This window comes from Acidimicrobiales bacterium (assembly GCA_035294085.1).
Classification (GTDB): domain Bacteria; phylum Actinomycetota; class Acidimicrobiia; order Acidimicrobiales; family Bog-793; genus DATGLP01.
This window is the reverse complement of the sequence record DATGLP010000029.1, coordinates 1-17555: the sequence shown is the minus strand read 5'-3', so window position 1 is coordinate 17555 and position 17555 is coordinate 1. Positions and strand designations below refer to the sequence as shown.

Genomic DNA, 17555 nt, shown 5'->3' with positions numbered 1-17555 from the left:
CCCGCGTTAGGGTTGCGCTTGGGCGAGTGCAGAACCTCGAGCCTTGGAGCTGACCTCCCAGCCATGGACCTGACGTTGTCGAAGCGAGGCGACTACGTGATGCGCTCGGCGATCGCGCTTGCCAAGGGCCACGATGCAGGAGTCGCTCGCAAGATCCGGGAGATCGTGGCGGACACCGAGGTGCCCGCGACGTTCGCGTCGCAGATCCTCGCCGACCTCGTGCGGGCCGGGCTCGCGACATCGAAGGCAGGGCGCGCCGGCGGCTTCCGGCTCAGCCGGTCGCCGGACCAGATCACGGTCCTCGAGGTCATAGAAGCCGGCGAGGGACCGCTGCACGCCGAGCGGTGCGCCCTCGGCGACGGTCCGTGCCGCTGGGACGCGGTGTGTCCGCTGCATGCAACCTGGACGGAGGCGACCGTGGCGCTGCGCGAGCTCCTGGCGAGGACCTCCCTCGCCGAGGTCGCGGCGAGGGACACGGCCATCACGGCGGGCAGCTACCCCGTCCCCGACGACTCGCACCGTCTCCACCCTTCGGCCTACGCCTGCTCGGATCACGTCCAGGTCGAGCTGTCCTTCCGCGACGCCCAGGTGGCGCTGGCGCGGGTCGCGGGTCACCTCGGGAGCGTCCTCGCCGGGTCCCTCGGCGCCGCAGCAGACGGGAAGCAGCCGAGCCGCAGCGCCCGGCCTCGCCCCGCACCGGTCGAGGTCTCGCTCGCCCCGGTCGCCGCCGACGACCCCGCGACGGAGGACAGCGCGCGCTACCTGCTCGCCTGGCGGATCGGCGGTGCGCGAGCGTGCCGCTTCGAGGCAGACGCGACCGTCGCGGCACTCGACGCCGATCGAAGCGAGCTGCGGGTCGAGGGCACCTGGCACGACGAGTACCCGGCGCCCGTCCGGACCGAGCGCGAGCGCGAGACGCGCCAGATCCTGCGTGCCTTCCTCCGGCGCCTGGCCAGCCAGCTGGAGCGGCCCGCGCCCAGCCGGCGTCCGACTCGAGCGCGCCGCTGACGCAAGCGGCCGCGAGCCGCTGCGCCGGGGCCAGGCGGATCCCGCCGAGCGGACGAGCTCGATGACGGACGGATCCGCGCGCGCCGGCCCCTCGGGGTTCCACGCGGGTAGCGGCGCAGCCGGTCTGGTCCCCGTCGACCCCCTCCGCCCCGCAGGTCGGGGTCGAAGCTGGGAGCGAGGGCGCGGCCGACCCGGCACCGCCGGTCAGTTGCAGCGCACGAGCTCCCGCGCGTACTCGTCGACATCGGCACGCGAGCGCGGACCGAACGCCGCCTCGGCGACGACCCGCGCGCCGCGTGCCTCGAAGGAACGCCGCATCTCGGCGAGAGCCCCTCGTGGGTGCAGACCGTAGGTGCAGAAGATCCCGACCGGGAGGCCGCCGAGCTCGCCGAGGCTCGCGATCCATCGCCTCGTGGCGCGCGCGGCGCGGACGTTCGCGACCACGGCCCCCTCGACCCACGTCCCGACGACGAGGAGGTCGGCCCAGGCGAGCTGCGCTGCGCCGACCTCGTCGAGCGGCGCGACGGCGACCTGGGCGCCGTCGCGCCGAAGCACCTCGGCGAGCTGCTCGGCGCGTGCACGGGTCCTGCCGGCGCGGCTCTCGACCGCGACGAGGATCGCCGCCGGCCCTCCCCGGCGAGATGCGCCTGGGCGCGACGGCTGGCGGGCGAGGATCGCCTGGGCGGCTCGCCGTCCGTGCGCCATCGCCTCGACCACCGTGGACGGACCGACGAGCGCGTCGCCGACGACCCAGACCCGGTCGCGCCGCGGGAGGCCTGCCGCGACGCGCCCCGCCTCGCGCCCGAGCGCGAGCCGGCCGACGGGCCGGCCGCGAGCGAAGGTCGGAGCCGGGACCGCGAGGAGGCCGCTCGCCTGCCACGTCCGATCGGCGAGCCGCTCGTCGATCCGCCGCAAGGGGATGCCGGGCAACACCGCGGAGAAGACCGGGTCGTTTCGGTAGCCCATGGCCATGACCACCAGGTCGACACGAACGCGCTCGGAGGAGCCCGGAACGAGCTTCGGCCGCTCGCCGGCGTGGCGCTGCAGCGTGCGGCCGAGGAGCGCGGCGTTGACCCGACCCCCCTCGCCCTCCAGGCCGGCGAGCGTCGTCGCGAAGCGCACCTCCACCCCCTCGGCCTCTGCCTCCGCGAGCTCGTCCGGTCGCACCGGTGCGAAGCGCCGGTCCATCCACTCGACGCACAGCGCGCGGGCCCCGAACCGGCGCGCGCTGCGGGCGACGTCCATCGCGGTGTTGCCACCGCCGATCACGAGCACGAGCGGAGGCGCGCCGTCGCGCGAGGCCCTCGCCGGGTCGAGCCCCGGCAGGGCGCCGCCCTCGCGAAGCGCCTCCTCGGCTCGCGTCAGGAAGGCCGTCGCGTCGACGACGCCGTCGAGGTCGCCGCCAGGCACCGGCAGGCGGAGCGCCTCGCCGGCGCCGAACGCGAGGACGACGGCGTCGTACCGCTGTAAGAGGTCGTCCAGGTCGGCGGGGGTGACCTCGACGCCGCACCGCAGCGCCACCCCCGCGGCGAGGAGCTGGTCCCAGGCCCGGCCCGCGACCGCGCGAGGGAGCGTGAAGGCCGGGATGCCCCACCCGAGGAGCCCTCCCGGCTTCGACGACCGCTCGAGCACCGTCACCGCGGCGCCGTGCTCCACGAGCTCCCATGCCGCGGCGATGGCCGCGGGACCGGAGCCGACGATGGCCACCGACAGGGAGCGCCCGCGCGCGCTGCGGCGCGTCGGGGGCGGAACGGGCGCGCTGTCGGCCACGAACCGCTCGAGCGCCCCGATGGCCACCGGCGACCCCCCCGCGAGCGACCAGGAGCAGGCGCCCTCGCACTGGATCGCCTGGTCGCACACGCGGCTGCACACGTCGGGGAGCACGGTCGTGCGCCGGAGCACCTCGTGCGCAGCTCCGAGCTCCCCGGCCGCGATCGCCGCGATGAAGCCGGGGATGTCGTTGTGGGCGGGGCAGCCGCGCACGCAGGTCGGGTCTGGGCACGCGAGACAGCGCGCCGCCTCCCGGCGGGCCTCGTCGAGGCTCGCGAAGCCGTGGCGCGTCTCGCTCAGGTCGCCCACGAGCTGTGCCGGCTGGCTGGCACGCGCAGGCGTCCGCGCGGCGACGCGCGGTGCGCCCTGCACGCGGATGGCCGCGAACGGACAGGTCCGCTCGCACTGGCGGCAGCCCACGCACGCGTCGTCGTCCGCGACGACGGTCCACGTTGCGACGTCCATCCGCAGCGCCTCGGTCGGGCAGCGGACGACGCACTCCTGGCAACCCGCGCAGCGCTCCTTCACCACCGTGACCTCCAGAGCCATCGCCGGCTCCTCGGCACGGGTGGGGATGGCCGCCGTGATCGACATGATCGACCTCCTAGTTGGCGCCGTGCATGAGGACGTACAGGACAGCGAGGCCGAGGCCGAGCGAGAGCGCGAACGAGGTGGTCGCCACCCGCACGGCGAGCGGGCGGCGAGCCACGGGCGCCAGGTCTCGTCCCGCGATGCGCCAGCTCGACCACATCGCACCGAGCGTGCCGAGGCCGATCACCACGACCTGCGCCGTGACGATCCCGCCGACCGGCAAGAGCGCGACGTGCCCGAGCCTCCCGGCGACGGCACCGTGCCCGAAGATGTTCAGCACGGCGGGCACCACGGCCGGTGAGTGCTGGAAGAACTTCGGGAGCTGCCGCGCGAAGTAGTCGGCGCCAACGACCGGGATGAGGCCGTAGGAGGCGGGGAGGAAGAACCGGCGAAAGCGTGTGGTGCGCGTCATGAAATCGCCGCCGGTGCTCGACCCGACGGCCGATCCGTCGAGCAGCGCGCGGCTCGCGAGCGCCGCGAGCGCCGCGAGCGCCCCGGCGACCACGGCGATGATGCCGAAGTAGTCGACGGGGTTCGGGTAGCCGGGGAAGTGCAGCGCGCTGTTCAGCCGGGCATCGAGCGTCGAGTACCAGCCCAGCGCGTTCACCTGCTGGAAGACGACGAGGCCGAGCAGGATCGCGACCGCCCAGGCGACGTCTGCCCGGCGCCTGACCGGAGCGATCACCGACGTCAGCGGCTTCTGGAGGAAGAGCCCCACGTTGCCCGACGGGCACGCCTTGTAGCACTCGCTGCACAGCCCGCACGTCAGGTTCGAGTCCGCGCTGCCCGGCCACGTGTACCAGGGGCACCCGTAGCCGCGCGTGCCGCCTCGCATGCAGTCCTTCGTCTTGCACTCGAGGCAGCGGTCGCGGTCTCGTGTCCGGAACCCGGCCACCGAGCCCATCGCCCCGACCGATCCGATGAGCGCAGACAGCGGGCAGATGTAGCGGCAGAAGGTCCGCCGCTCGAACACGAGGAAGAAGGCCAGCGCCGTCGCGACGATCCCGAGGACCATGATGCTCGTTGCGACCGGAGACCCCGGACCCGCGATGTTGAAGTACTCCTCGACGAAGGTGAGGCCGAGGAAGGACGCCACCGACAGCAGCAGCCCGTACTGGGCGACGCGCGCCGGCATCTTCCGCCCGAGCCCGAGCTGGCGCTGAACCCGCTGCCACAGCGCTCGACGCTGGATCCACTCGGCGAACCCGCCGAACGGGCACATCGCGCACCAGGCTCGTCCGACGACGACCATGAGCACGAACACGAGGCAGAACCACACGAACCAGGTGATGGCGGTGCCGAAGTTGAGGACGGGGTCGACCGTGCCGAGGATCCCCACGAAGATGACGAGCCAGAAGATGATCTGGTTCGGGAGGATCAGGAAGAACTGGAATCGCCGGCTGCGCACGAGGGTGGCGACCCGTGGGAAGCGCGTCAGCTCGAACTCGCTCGCGGGATCCGTCGCGGCGAAGCGCTCCCCGACGCCGTCTCGCCGCCTGGGGCGGAGGTGGATCGCGGCGTTGACCGGGTCGGGAGCCCGCTCGTCACCAGCGGGCACGCCCGTCGTGATCGTTCGCACCGCGGCGCTGTCGTCGAGGACCGTCATGTCGCTCCTCCCCTGCTCGATCGGGCGCCCCGCTCTCGGCTCAGATTATTGATCCCTTGATCTAACGTCAAGCTACTCACTAAACTTTTGTTTGGTGGACCTCACCCTCTCGAGGCGTGGCGACTACGCACTGCGGGCCGCGGTGTGCCTCGCGAGCGCGGCGCGAGGAGGGCAGGGGCGCAAGATCCGCGAGGTGGCGGCCGAGGCCGGCCTGCCGCGCGCCTTCGCCTCGCAGGTCCTCGCCGACCTCGTGCGAGCGGGTCTCGTGCGCTCGAAGGCGGGCAAGGGCGGTGGCTACTGGCTCTCGCGCTCGCCGGCTGCCATAACGCTGCTCGAGGTCGTCGAGGCGGCCGAGGGCGCCCTCGGCGGGCGTCAGCGGCCGCGCCCCGCGACGCCCGACCCACCGCCGCTCGGCGAGGCCGGCGGCTCGGTGCAGCGGACCTTCAACGCTGCCGCGCAGGCCCTCCGCCAGGTGCTCGGCGCCACGACCCTCGAGGCGGCGCTCGCTACGCCCGGAGGCGCCCTCGCCGGGCGCGTCGGCGAGGCGAGCTCAGCGGCGGCCCCGCCCGCCAGCCAGCTCGCCCGACCCGAGGATCTCGCGCAGCACTCGGTCGAGCTCGCGGCGCAGGTGCCTGCTCCGCAGGCCGCTCGAGACGGCCAGGAGGGCGACTGCCACGGCAGCGGCTGCGTAGAGGACGAGGGTGGCGAGCGAGGCGAGGAGGGCGAACGCAGCGGCCTCGCTGGCGATCCTGGTCACGCACCCATCATCCGCCCGACGGCCGACGGTGAACACCGGTCGACCCCCTGGGAGCACGCCGAGCTTGCCGCCACGCACCACCGTGTGGTCGCGCCCGACCCGCCACCGCGGATCCGCGTCCTCATCGTCGACGACCACGCGCTGCTGCGCGACGGCACCGTCCAGCTCCTCGCGCGAGAGCGCGACTTCGAAGTCGTCGGCGCCACGGGCACCGCCGAGGACGCGCTCGAACTGCTCGACCACCTCCGTCCCGACGTCGCGCTGATCGACGTGAACCTCCCGGGGCTGAGCGGCTTGGCGCTCGCCCGCCTCGCCGCCGAGCGGTTCCCTGACCTGCGCGTCCTCATCGTGAGCGCCTACGACGACTACGCCTACGTCGTCGAGGCGCTCGAAGTCGCCGTCGCCGGGTACCTGCTGAAGACGAGCTCGGGGCGCGAGCTCGTCGACGCCGTGCGCGCCGTCGCGAGCGGCACGTTCGTCCTCGACCGGGCGATCTCCCGCCGGCTCGCGCGCCGCTGGCGGGCCGACCCGCGAGATGCACGCTCGCCCCTCACGCGGCGCGAGACGTCCGTCCTCCGTCTGCTCGGACGCGGGCTCACGAACCGCGAGATCGCCGTCGAGCTCGGTCTCGGGACCCGGACAATCGAGGGGTACGTCTCGAACCTGCGGGCGAAGCTCGGCCTCGCCTCGAGGACCGAGGCAGCCCTGTACGCGGCCACCCACCTGGTCGACCATGAGGAACGGCACGTCGGACTGCCGCGGCGCTGACCTCGCCACGGTCTTCCGCCGGGCGCTGCACCCGCCGCTTCGCGATCCCCGCTTCTGGGCCCTCCAGGCGGCGGTGCTCGCGCTCGCGGCCACGCACCTCGGCGTCGATCTCACCTCCTCGCTCGAGACGCGCGCGTTCCCCGAGGGCATCCCGGTCGCGCTGCTCATCCTCCCGGTCGGCTACGCGGCCTTGCGCTACGGCTTGTCCGGCTCCGCCGCCACCGGTGTCTGGGCGACGCTGCTGTGGCTCCCCGACCTGCTCCTGCCCCACGACCGCGGCCACGTCGGCAACGACCTCGTCAGCCTCGTGCTCGTGGACGCCGTCGCGATCTTCGTCGGGCGGCACATCGAGGCCGAACGCCTCTCCCACGCGCGCGCGCAGTCGGCCGTCCGCCGCCAGCTCGCCGCCGAGGCACGCTACCGGCAGCTCTTCGACGCCAATGCGGCGCCGATCCTCGTCCTCGACGACGGCTGGAGCATCCAAGACGCCAATCCGGCCGCCGCGGCGCTCCTCGGGGACGGACTCATCGGGCGCCCCGCCACCGACCTGCTCGGCAGCCCGCCCGAGCCGGACGAGGGCTCCGGATGGGTCGTCTCGGCGCCCGGCGGGCGCGACTACCAGGTGCGCGTCGTCACGCCGAGCGCGACGAGCGCGCCGGTCCAGATCCTGCTCGTCGACGTGACCGAGGAGCGGTCCGAGCAGCGCCGCGTGCGCCACTACGCCGAGCTCGTCGTGAAGGCGGAGGAGGAGCAGCGTGGACGGCTCGCCCGCGAGCTCCACGACGAGCCGCTCCAGCAGGTCCTGCACCTCAACAGGTGCCTCGAGACCCTCGCCGAGGCACCGGAGCTCCCCGAGGCGATCGCCGGTGGCCTCGTCGCGGCGCGCCTGCAGACCCTGCAGGTCGCGGACTGCCTGCGGGGGCTGGCCCGGGGGCTGCGCCCGCCGGCGCTCGACCAGCTCGGTCTCGTCGCCGCCCTGCGCAGCATGCTCGCCGAGCTCGAAGAGGAAGACGGGCCCACGACGCACCTCGCCGTCGACGGCCGCGAGCGACGCCTGCACGCGGAGGTCGAGCTCGGCGTGTTCCGCATCGCCCAGGAGGCCGTGCGGAACGCGGCTCGCCACGCCGCCGCCAGCCACGTTCGGATCAGCGTCCGCTTCGACCCAGCGAGCGTCGACCTCGCCGTCGCAGACGACGGGCGCGGGTTCTCGCCCGCCGATCTCGACGAGCTCGGGGCCCACCTCGGCGTGATCGGGATGCGCGAGCGGGCGGTGCTGCTCGGCGGGCGCCTCGAGCTGCGCTCCTCGCCCGGCGCCGGGACGGTGGTTCGCGCGGTCGTCCCCACCGAGGGCTAGGGACGGCGGCCGCGCCCGGAGCCTCCGGCACCGCTGCAGGTGGCGCCGCCCGCCGAGGTGGCGCCAGGTCGCCGCCCCTCGCTCGGACTCACCTCAGGTGTCGCAGTTGACGTAGTGTCTTACGGTCATCGTCCGATGCCAGCCGCGTCCGGGAGGGAGCGTGCCCACCGTCACGCAGGAGACCGCGGCCCTGCACGCTCGGCGCGCCCGACGCCGAAGGCTGGCCGTGCTCGTCGCACGCACCGGCCTCGGCCTTCTCGTTCCGCTCGCCGTGGCGGGTGTGCTCGCGCACGGCGCCCCGGCGCGCCAGCGTGCCGTCGCGCGCCCTCGGAGTCGCCCGGTCGCGCCGCGGCCGAGCCCGAACCTCGCGCCCGGCTCCGATCCGTCGGCGCTGCCCGGTGACGTCCTCATCGCGGACGAGGGCAACGACCGCCTCCTGCTCGTCAGCCGGACGGGCCAGGTCGTGTGGCAGTTCCCGCCCCCGGGCGCGAGCGCGCGCCTCGCCTCGCCTGACGACGCATTCTTCGCGCGCGGCGGTCGGAGCATCATCGTCACCGAGGAGGCGGCACAGGTCGTCTCCCTGCTCGACGTGCGACAGCGGCGCCTCACGTGGCGCTACGGACGCCTCGGCGACTCAGGCGCCGGGCCGAACCGCCTCTCGAACCCCGACGACGCGATGGTGCTGCCCGGCAACCACGTGCTCATCGCGGACATCAGGAACTGCAGCCTGCTCCTCACCCGCATCGGCGCCCACACCCCGCTCGAGCGCCTCGGAGCGGCCGACAGGGGCTGCCTGCACGCGCCGCCGCTCCGCTTCGGAAGCCCGAACGGCGCGTTCCCCCTCCCTCGTGGCGAGGAGCTCGTCACGGAGATCAACGGCGACTGGGTCGACGCCCTCGACCTCGCCGGGCGCGTCCGATGGTCCACCCACCCGCCTGGCGTCTCGTACCCCTCCGACACCAACGAGGTCGCCCCGGGGCGCTACGTCACCGCGGACTACAGCACGCCAGGGCAGGTCGTCGAGTTCGACCGCCATGGGAACCTCCTGTGGCGCTACGGTCCCCGCAGCGGTCCCGGCATGCTCCGCAACCCCTCGCTGTGCGAGCCGGTGCCGTCGAGCGGCGACTTCCTGTGCAACGACGACGGCAACGATCGCGTCGTCGTGATCGACCCGCGCTCGAACCGGATCGTCTGGCAGTACGGCCACGACGGGGTGCCCGGCCGCCGACCTGGCTACCTCGACGAACCCGACGGCGTGGACCTCGCGCCGCCCTACTCCCTGCTCGAGCGCGAGGCCTCCTGGCTGCCGACGCCGACGCTGCGGTGCGCGCCCGGCCTGCCGCCCGGCGCCTGCACGATCTTCGCCCCGGCGAACGGCGCGCACCGGTGACCGGCGAGGCCCCCACGACGGCCGCCCCCTCCGGGCGCGCCAGCCCGCGCCGTGCGGGGCTGCGCGCCCTCGCCGTGGCGACGCTCGTCGCGACCTACCTCCTCGTGGTGCTCGGCAGCACCGTGCGCGTGACGGAGTCGGGGATGGGCTGTCCGGGCTGGCCCCTGTGCTACGGCAAGCTCGGGCCGGTCGACAGCTACCACGCCCTCCTCGAGCAGGTCCACCGCTACGTCGCGGCGGGAGTGACCGTCGCCGTGCTCGCCACGGCGCTCGCCGCCTGGCGCCAGCGGGCGCGCGCGCTCGGGCCCGCGCTCGCGATGGTGGTCCTCGTCGGCGTCCAGGTGCTCCTCGGAGCGGTGACGGTGGTGACCCACAACGCACCCGCGACGGTCGCGGCGCACCTCGTGTGCGCCCTCCTGCTCCTCGGAGCCGCTGCCGTGACCGTCGTCGAGAGCGTCGTCGATCCTGTTCCTCCGGGCGAGCGGCCTCGCCGGCACGACCCCCTCGCGCTCGGCGCGCTCGGCGCCCTCCTCGCCCTCCTCGCCTCCGGAGCCGCCGTCGTCAACGCCGGGGCGATGGGCGCGTGCCCGTCGTGGCCGCTGTGCAGGCTCGCGGGCGGGACCCTCGGGCCGCTCGTCGCGCTCCAGCTCCTCCACCGCAGCCTCGCCGCGCTCGCCGCCGTGCTCGTGGCCAGGCTGGCCCTGCGCACGATCCGCGCGGCCGAGGGGATGCGCGGCTCGACGGCGCTCGCCGGGGCCCTGCTCGCCGCCCTCGGCGCGCAGGTCGCCGCTGGCGCCGCGTCGGCGCTCCACACGACGCCGACCATCGCCGACCTCCACCTCGCGCTCGCCGCGGCGATCTGGGCCGGGACCGTGGCGCTCGTCGCCGCGCCTCGGGCGCAGGTGCGCGAGACGCCCTCGCCAGCTCGCGGGCTGCGAGGCACGCCGGCGGCTCGAGGAGCGCGCCCCACCTCGCCGTAGGAGGGCGCTGCGAACCCGCCCGACGTCCCGCTCGGCTCCCGCCCGGCGAGCCCGTGCCTCGGAGGCGTCGGGCCCGCCGGCCGGCCGGCCGGGGGCGAACCTCGGTGGCCGGCCCGATCCGGGGGGAGACGGAGGCGGGCGCCGAGAGCGCCTGGCGTGGCCGGCCCACCGGACCGGCCGAGGTCGCCTCGCCTCGGGCGCGAGCTCCCGTGCGGGCACGACGTCCTCCTCGACGCCCCGCCGCGCCGAGCGGCCACGCAGCGCGCGAGGCCCGCACCAACGCTCGTGCGCCCGGCCTCGGCCAGCTGCTCGACGCCGCCACCCGTCGCGTGCCGACCGGTGCGGTCGGGCGGAGGACGGCTCTCCTCCGAAGGGGCCGATCGCCGTACCGCCGCACGCACCTCGCAGGCGAGCCGCGTTCCTGACATCGTGTAACGTGCAGGATCGATTCTGACCTCGGCCGCGTCGGCGCGTGGCCGCGTCGGTCTCGTTCCAGTGGGGCAGGCAGGACTGGAGGTTCACGGTGGCCGAGGAGCGATGGCATACGGACCGGTGGTTCACGAGCCCGTGGAACCACGACGACGAGGTCGCGAGCTCCTACCGCTTCAGCCCGGAGCTCCAGATCCACGACGTCACGCTCCGGGACGGTGAGCAGCAGGCCGGCGTGGTCTTCACCGCGGACGAGAAGGTCCGGATCGCGGAGGCGCTCGCGGAGGCGGGCGTGCAGCGCATCGAAGCCGGCCTCCCGGCGGTCTCGGACGAGGACTTCCAGGCCGTGAAGCGGATCGCCGCGGCGGGCCTCGGCGCCGAGGTCTACGCCTTCTCCCGCTGCATGACCGACGACATCATGAAGGCGGTCGACTGCGGCGTCGACGGCGTCGTGACCGAGGTGCCCTCCAGCCGCCACCTCATCGAGCTCGGCTACCGCTGGTCGGTCGAGCGGGCGATCGCGCTCTCGGTCGAGGCGACCGCGCTCGCCCACGAGAACGGGCTCAAGGTCTCGTTCTTCCCCATCGACGCCACGCGTGCCTCGCTCGCCGACTACCTGAATCTCGTGGAGCAGGTCGCCCGCGAGGGCCACCTCGACGGACTCGGCCTCGTCGACACCTTCGGCTCGCTCATGCCCCACGCCGTGGAGCGCTTCGTCACGGTCAGCCGCGAGCGTCTCGACGTGCCGGTGGAGACGCACTTCCACATGGACTACGGCCTCGGGGTCGCGAACAGCCTCATCGCCGCCGCGCTCGGCGCGAACGTCATCCAGACGACCGTGTCCGGCCTCGGCGAGCGCGCCGGGAACACGCCGCTCGAGGAGACGGTGCTCGCGCTCCTCACCTGCTACGGCGTGGACATCGGGATCCGCACGGAGAAGCTGGCCGGCCTGTCGCGCACGGTCTGCGAGATCGCCGGCGTCGAGCAGCCGAGCAACCGACCGATCTCCGGCTCGCGCCTGTTCGACGTCGAGTCCGGGATCATCACGACCTGGGTGCGCAACGTGCGCGACGTCGACCTCACCGAGTCGTTCCCCTACGTGCCGAGCCTCGTGGGCCAGAGCGGGCCCCGCATCGTCCTCGGCAAGGGGAGCGGGATCGACAACGTCAACGAGGCGCTCGAGCGCACGGGCATCAAGGCCTCCGAGGAGGAGAAGCAGGCGATCCTCGCGCGAGTCAAGCAGCGCTCGATCGAGCTGAAGGGCCTGATCGACGACGCGGACTTCCGAGCGATCGCCGAGGAGGTCGTGGGCTGACGCGATGAGCGCACCGCTCGGCCGCCCCGAGACGCGCCCGCGGCACGTCGGTCCGGGCCGCGCGCCGAGGAGACGCCCGAGCAGCCACCTGCTGTCGAGGCAGGCGCGCGCTGCGACGCGGCGCCCGCCCTCCGCTACCGCCGGCTGCCTCCCCGACGGGGCGCTGGGCCCTGGGGGCGCCTCGTCGGCGACGTGCCGGGCTCGGCGCACCGCGTCCAGCCGGCAGCGAGGGTGAGCACCGTGGACCAGCGCCGGCAGCCGGGCTACGCGCGCGGAACGTCGGCCGTCGACTGGGAGGCGCGCTTCGACTTCGAGGCGCTGCGCGCGAAGCGCGTCGCCCGCGCCCACGACGCCATGGCGCTGGCCGGCCTCGACGCGCTCTTGGTGTGGAAGATGGAGAACGTCCGCTACCTCACGGCGCTGCGCAGCCAGGTGATCGCCGGCAAGGCCTCGATCCTCAACGGCGCCCTCCTCCTGCCCGGCGGCGCGCCCGTGCTGCTCGCGTCGGGCGGGGAGGTGGACAAGGCGAACCGCTTCATGCCCTGGCTCGGCGCCGTGCACGCCGTCCCGATCATGGAGCAGCGGGAGCTCGTCGAAGGGTTCGTGCGCACGACGCTCGCGCCGCTGCTTCGCGAGGCGGGGGCAGACCGGGGCCGCCTCGGTGTGGACCAGGTCGGGATGGCCCTGCTCGAGAGCCTCGCCGCCGAGCTTCCGTCGCTTCGGGTCGTCGACGGGGACGCGCCGATGCAGCGCGCGCGCATGGTGAAGCTCGAGGAGGAGATCGCGCTCATCGAGGAGGCGTGCGCGATCGGGGACAGCGTGACCATCCGAGCCATCGAGTCGGCGCGCGCCGGTGCCCGCGAGTGCGAGGTCGCCGGCGACGCGATGCAGACCCTCTTCTACCTCGGCGGCGAGATGGCGCACGTCATCACCCCCTTCGTCGCGTCCGGTGAGCACATGTCGCCGCCGCACCGGCTCGCGACCGACAAGATCATCCGCAACCGCGACCTGTGCTTCATCGACATCGGCGCCATGTGGAACGGCTACTTCGCCGACATCGGGCGCACGACGGTCGTCGGGCGCCCCTCGGATCGTCAGCGGCAGGTCTACACCGCCGTGTACGAGGGGCTGATGGCGGGGATCGACGCGCTCCGCCCCGGCAACACCACGGCGCACGTGGCGAGCGCCGTGCGCGCCGCCGTCGCCCGCCACGGCCTCGAGGAGCACCTCTTCTCCCTCTTCATCGGCCACGGCATCGGCGCCGGTGCGAACGAGCCTCCCTACGTCGGCGAGACCCTCGCCGGCGCGACGGCCGACGAGCTCCGGCCCAACATGGTCTTCGCGCTCGAGCCCCTCGTCTGGGTCGAGGACTCCGGCGGGGTCGGCGTGCGCATCGAGGACATGGTGCTCGTCACCGACGGCGCCCCCCGGGTGCTCAGCCGGGTCGACTACGACGAACGCCTCCTCGCCTGAGGGGGAATCGGCGCCAGCGCCTCGGCGCCCCTCAGTCGTCCAGGTCGACCTGCACCGTCCGCCCCTCTCGCGCCGAGGCGACGACGGCCTCAACCACCTGAGCGGCGCGCAGCCCGTCGAGACCGGACGCGTCGGGCTCCCGGCCCTCGTGCACCGCTCGCTCGAACGCCGCCACCGCGCCGAGGTGCGTCTCGTCCGTCGCGCCCGTGAGCCGCTCGGCGGAGCCCGCGGCCGAGGTGACGACGACCTCGACGAGGTCGCCGCCCGGCGGCGTCACCGAGCGGCCCACCACGGAGCCCTCGCTCCCGCGCAGCACGAGGTCGCCGGACGGCTCGGCAGAGGCGTCGCCGGCGTTGACGTAGGCGAGGGCGCCGTTCGACAGCCGGGCCAGGACGAGCGCGACGTGCTCGAGCGCCGCCGTGCGCCCGACGTCGAGCAGCGCCGTCACCTCGACGATCTCCACCTCGAGCAGGCAGCGCAGCAGGTCGTAGCAGTGCACGCCGAGGTTGTGGACGGCGCCGAGGCCGGCGAGGCGCGGGTCGGCGCGCCAGCCGAGCGACGGGAAACGCCCGGGGCACGCCCAGACCTCGGCGGTGACGACCTCCCCGATGCGGCCAGCCGCGAGGAGCTGCTTGAGCTCGGGGACGAAGCGGTGGTGTCGGGCCTGGAAGTTCACGCCGAGCCGGACCCCCGCGGCCCGGCACGCCTCGAGCGCGCGCCGGGCGTCCCGCACCGACGTCGCGAGCGGCTTCTCGCACAGGACGTGCTTGCCCGCACCGGCAGCAGCGACCACCTGGTCGGCATGGAGCGCGTTCGGCGTCGCGACGTAGACGATGTCGACGTCCTCGTCTCGCAGCAGCTCCTCGTAGGAGGTGTAGACCCGGCGGGCCCCGTGACGAGCCGCGAAGGCCTCGCCGCGGGAGCGGTCCCGGCTCAGCACCGCGGCGATGCTGGCGCCATCGAGCGCGAGGATCGCCGGCGCCACGGCGTGATCGGCGAAGCTGCTCGTTCCGAGGATCGCCCACCGGGACAAATGCAGGACCTCCAGGCGCGCCCCGCAGCCGCCACGCAGGGGCACGGGTTCTGCAGCGATGGATCGTGCATCATACAATCTCTGTGCTACCGACCTCGAAGGGGGCCTTCTTGACCGGTCATCACTCGGCTGGCGTCGCGGCGGCTGGGACCTTCACGATCGCCGGCCTAACCGTCCACCGTCTGGGCTTCGGCGCGGCGCAGCTCACGGGCAGCGGCTGCTGGGGCCCACCGGCCGACCGCGACGAGGCGATCCGCGTCCTGCGCCGAGCGGTCGAGCTCGGCGTCGACCTGATCGACACGGCCGATTCCTACGGCCCCTACGTGAGCGAGGAGCTCATCCGCGAGGCGCTGTGGCCCTACCCCGAAGGACTGGTCATCGCCACGAAGGCGGGCACGGTGCGGACCGGCCCGGGGGTCTACGTGCCGGTGGGGCGGGCCGAGTTCATCCGCCAGGAGTGCGAGATGAGCCTGCGGCGCCTCGGCCTCGAGCGCATCGACCTGTTCCAGCTCCACAAGGTCGACCCGAAGGTGAGCTTCGAGGAGCAGGTGGGCGTGTTCGGCGAGCTGCAGGCCGAGGGCAAGGTGCGAGCCATCGGGCTGTCCAGCGTGACCCTCGACCAGGTGGTCGCCGCCCAGCAGCTCGTCGACGTGGTGACCGTCCAGAACGAGTACAACCTCCAGAGCCGCGCCGCCGAGGACGTCCTGCGCTACTGCGAGCGCGAGGGGCTCGGCTTCATCCCCTGGTGGCCGCTCGGCAACGGGGCGCTCGCCCAGCGGAGCCCGGTGCACCTGGCGATCGCGGCCGAGACGGGCGCCACTCCGGCGCAGGTCGCCCTGGCATGGCTGCTCGCGCGATCGCCGGTCATGCTCCCGATCCCCGGCACCGGCTCGGTGGCCCACCTGGAGGAGAACTGCGCGGCAGCGGGGCTGGAGCTCTCCGAGGGCCAGCTCGCCGCGCTCGACGCCCTGGCGGGCTCCTGAGCGCTCAGCCGTCCGTGCCGTAGACGAGGAGGATCCCGGTGGCCTCGTTCGGCCGCTCGTCGATGATGCGGTAGGCCTCGGGCGCTCGGTCGAAGGGGATCCTGTGGGAGACGGGCGTCTCCAGCCACTCCTGCTCGAGGATGCCGAAGGCGGCGGCGTTCCGGCGGGCGAAGTCCCACCGCGGCTGCAGTCCGGAGCCGACGCTGCTCACCTGGGAGCTCACGATCCGCTGCCGCCGGTAGTGGAACTCCGGCGACAGCCGGAGGTGCACGTCGCGAGCGCCGAAGAAGGACACCTCGGCGATCGTGGCCTCCTGGCCGGCGGCTCGGATGGCGTCCTGCAGTGCCGGCGGCGCACCGCTCGCCTCGATGCACACGTCGGCGCCGCGTCCCCCGCTCAGGCGGGCGATGGTCTCGGGCGCCTCCTCGGGGGTCACCGCGGCGTCAGCGCCCCAGCGCAGCGCCGCCTCGCGCCGCTGCGCGATCGGGTCGACCACGACGAGCACGCCCGCCGTGCGGCGCGCCAGCTGCGCGCAGAAGCTCCCGACGACGCCCTGCCCGTAGACGGCGACGACGTCGCCGAAGCGGACGGGCACGTCGAGCATGCAGTTGAGCGCCACCTCGAGGAGGTTGACGAACGCGGCGCGCTCGGGCGAGACGGTGGCCGGCACGCGCCGCAGCAGCCAGCCCGTGCTCGTCATCGTGAACAGCTCCTGGTGTGGGTGACGCGCGAAGACGACGTCGCCCGGGCGGTAGTCGGCGTCCTCCCCCGCGGCGACCACCTGCCCCACGACCTGGTAGGCGTACTTCACCGGGAAGCCGAAGCTGCCCTTGCACGTCGCGAGCCCGAGGTCGTCCTCGGCGGGAAGCTCGCCCCGGTACACGAGGAGCTCGGTGCCGGCGCTGACGAGCGAGACGATCGCCCGCACCGTCACCTCGTCGCCCCTCGGCGCCGCCACCGGCTCCTCGATCAGCTCGGCGTTGCGGGCGGCCGTGAACCAGAGCGCGCGCGCCGTCGTGGGGTTCGCGCCGGGATCGGTCGTGGTCATGGTTCCTCCCCTCCCGTGGCCTCGGGCGGCACCGGGTCCGAGCCGCGCCAGGCGAGCACCGAGCCGGCCCGCTCGACCCGCCCGAAGACGACACTCCCGAAGTGGACGGCGAAGCCGACGCTGCCGTCGGCTTCGAGGCGACCGAGGAGGCGGCGTCGCGTCGCCCGGCCGAGCTCTGGGTGCCAGTCGCTCGCCGCCCGCAGGTCGTGGCGCGCTACCTGGACCGGCGAGTGCATCACGTCGCCGATGACGACGATGCGCACGCCGCCCACCTCCACGACGTAGCTGCAATGGCCGGGTGTGTGGCCCGGCGTCGGCAGCGCGCTCACGCCGGGGAAGACCTCCTCGCCCGCCTCCACCGGACGCACGCGGTCCTCGGGCTCGCCGAGGGGCAGGAAGCCGGCGGTGGCGAGCGCGTGCCGGACCTCCTCGGCGGGCACGAGCCACGTCGCGTTCGCGAACGGAGAGCCGGTGCGCGCCCACCCGACGTGGTCGTCGTGCAGGTGGGTGAAGGCGACGGCCTCGATGCTCGCCGGGTCGCGACCCACCCCGGCGAGGCTGTCGAGCAGCGCGCCGCAGCGGATGGCACCGAGCTCGGCGGGGGTGCGCTCCGCCGGCTCGCTCACCGGCCCGAAGCCGGCGTCGACGAGCAGGGCTCGCTCTCCTGCCTCCACGAGCAGGCTTCCGACGCTCGCCACGAGGTAGCCCTCGGCGTCGAGCGCGCCGGAGTACGACGACCAGAGGCCGACGTCCGAGTCGGGCAGGAAGCGCAGCGGCGACAGCTGCAGGTAGCCGTCGGGCAGGTAGCTCACGCGCGCGCCGTCGCCGGGCGAGAAGGAACGCAGCGCGGCGGCGCGGTTCCAGCCACCGCCGACCGCGCCGCGGCCAGCTGGCCCCGATTCGGGCGCAGCGCCTTCCTCAGCCAGCGAGGGTGATCTCCTGTACCGGGAAGGTGGAGATGATCTCGGTGCGGTCCTCGTGGACGATGAGCATCTCCTCGATGCGCACGCCGAACTCGTGCACCTTGCCGTGCTGGGTCTCGAGGGCGAA

Annotated in this window: 13 protein-coding genes; 8 read left to right on the top strand and 5 right to left on the bottom strand. The window is 74.1% G+C overall.

The genetic code is table 11. From position 1 onward, the window contains the following. Positions 1–63 precede the first annotated feature (63 nt). On the top strand, positions 64–1008 hold the full coding sequence (locus VKV23_10705; protein HLI16503.1) for an Rrf2 family transcriptional regulator: 945 nt from the start codon (positions 64–66) through the stop codon (positions 1006–1008). A gap of 204 nt (positions 1009–1212) precedes the next feature. Here VKV23_10705 and VKV23_10700 read toward each other — a convergent pair whose 3' ends face one another. Next, complete coding sequence (locus tag VKV23_10700) at positions 1213–3372, bottom strand: FAD-dependent oxidoreductase (GenBank protein ID HLI16502.1); 2160 nt, start codon at positions 3370–3372, stop codon at positions 1213–1215. Positions 3373–3382: 10 nt separating this feature from the next. Continuing rightward, complete coding sequence (locus tag VKV23_10695; protein ID HLI16501.1) at positions 3383–4975, bottom strand: 4Fe-4S binding protein; 1593 nt, start codon at positions 4973–4975, stop codon at positions 3383–3385. Between the two features lie 94 nt (positions 4976–5069). Here VKV23_10695 and VKV23_10690 point away from each other — a divergent pair, with 94 nt between their 5' ends. From VKV23_10690 to VKV23_10665, 6 genes are all read left to right on the top strand, one after another. Beyond that, a complete protein-coding gene (locus VKV23_10690; GenBank protein HLI16500.1) occupies positions 5070–6500 on the top strand; it encodes an Rrf2 family transcriptional regulator in 1431 nt (476 codons plus the stop codon). Then, entirely contained in the window at positions 6466–7854 is a 1389-nt protein-coding gene (locus VKV23_10685) for an ATP-binding protein (GenBank protein ID HLI16499.1), read from the top strand. Before VKV23_10690 ends, VKV23_10685 begins: the two co-directional genes overlap by 35 nt. A 226-nt stretch (positions 7855–8080) precedes the next feature. Continuing rightward, on the top strand, positions 8081–9244 hold the full coding sequence (locus tag VKV23_10680) for a hypothetical protein (protein ID HLI16498.1): 1164 nt from the start codon (positions 8081–8083) through the stop codon (positions 9242–9244). Continuing rightward, positions 9241–10224: a COX15/CtaA family protein gene (locus VKV23_10675; protein ID HLI16497.1), complete on the top strand. Its 984-nt coding sequence runs from the start codon at positions 9241–9243 to the stop codon at positions 10222–10224. Before VKV23_10680 ends, VKV23_10675 begins: the two co-directional genes overlap by 4 nt. A 523-nt stretch (positions 10225–10747) precedes the next feature. Beyond that, positions 10748–11968, top strand: a complete 1221-nt coding sequence (locus VKV23_10670) for a hypothetical protein (protein HLI16496.1) — start codon at positions 10748–10750, stop codon at positions 11966–11968. Positions 11969–12208: 240 nt separating this feature from the next. Beyond that, on the top strand, positions 12209–13441 hold the full coding sequence (locus VKV23_10665; protein ID HLI16495.1) for a Xaa-Pro peptidase family protein: 1233 nt from the start codon (positions 12209–12211) through the stop codon (positions 13439–13441). A 31-nt stretch (positions 13442–13472) separates the two neighbouring features. On the opposite strand, the gene VKV23_10660 is transcribed toward VKV23_10665, so the two are convergent. Beyond that, on the bottom strand, positions 13473–14519 hold the full coding sequence (locus tag VKV23_10660) for a Gfo/Idh/MocA family oxidoreductase (protein HLI16494.1): 1047 nt from the start codon (positions 14517–14519) through the stop codon (positions 13473–13475). Positions 14520–14584: 65 nt separating this feature from the next. Here VKV23_10660 and VKV23_10655 point away from each other — a divergent pair, with 65 nt between their 5' ends. Continuing rightward, positions 14585–15457, top strand: coding sequence for an aldo/keto reductase (locus VKV23_10655; protein ID HLI16493.1), 873 nt, complete (start codon positions 14585–14587; stop codon positions 15455–15457). A 4-nt stretch (positions 15458–15461) separates the two neighbouring features. On the opposite strand, the gene VKV23_10650 is transcribed toward VKV23_10655, so the two are convergent. After that, the gene (locus VKV23_10650) at positions 15462–16505 is read right to left on the bottom strand and encodes a zinc-binding alcohol dehydrogenase (GenBank protein HLI16492.1); all 1044 of its coding nucleotides are present in this window, start codon (positions 16503–16505) and stop codon (positions 15462–15464) included. Further along, the gene (locus VKV23_10645; GenBank protein ID HLI16491.1) at positions 16502–17317 is read right to left on the bottom strand and encodes an MBL fold metallo-hydrolase; all 816 of its coding nucleotides are present in this window, start codon (positions 17315–17317) and stop codon (positions 16502–16504) included. The genes VKV23_10650 and VKV23_10645 overlap by 4 nt, the downstream gene beginning before the upstream one ends. Positions 17318–17555: the final 238 nt, after the last annotated feature.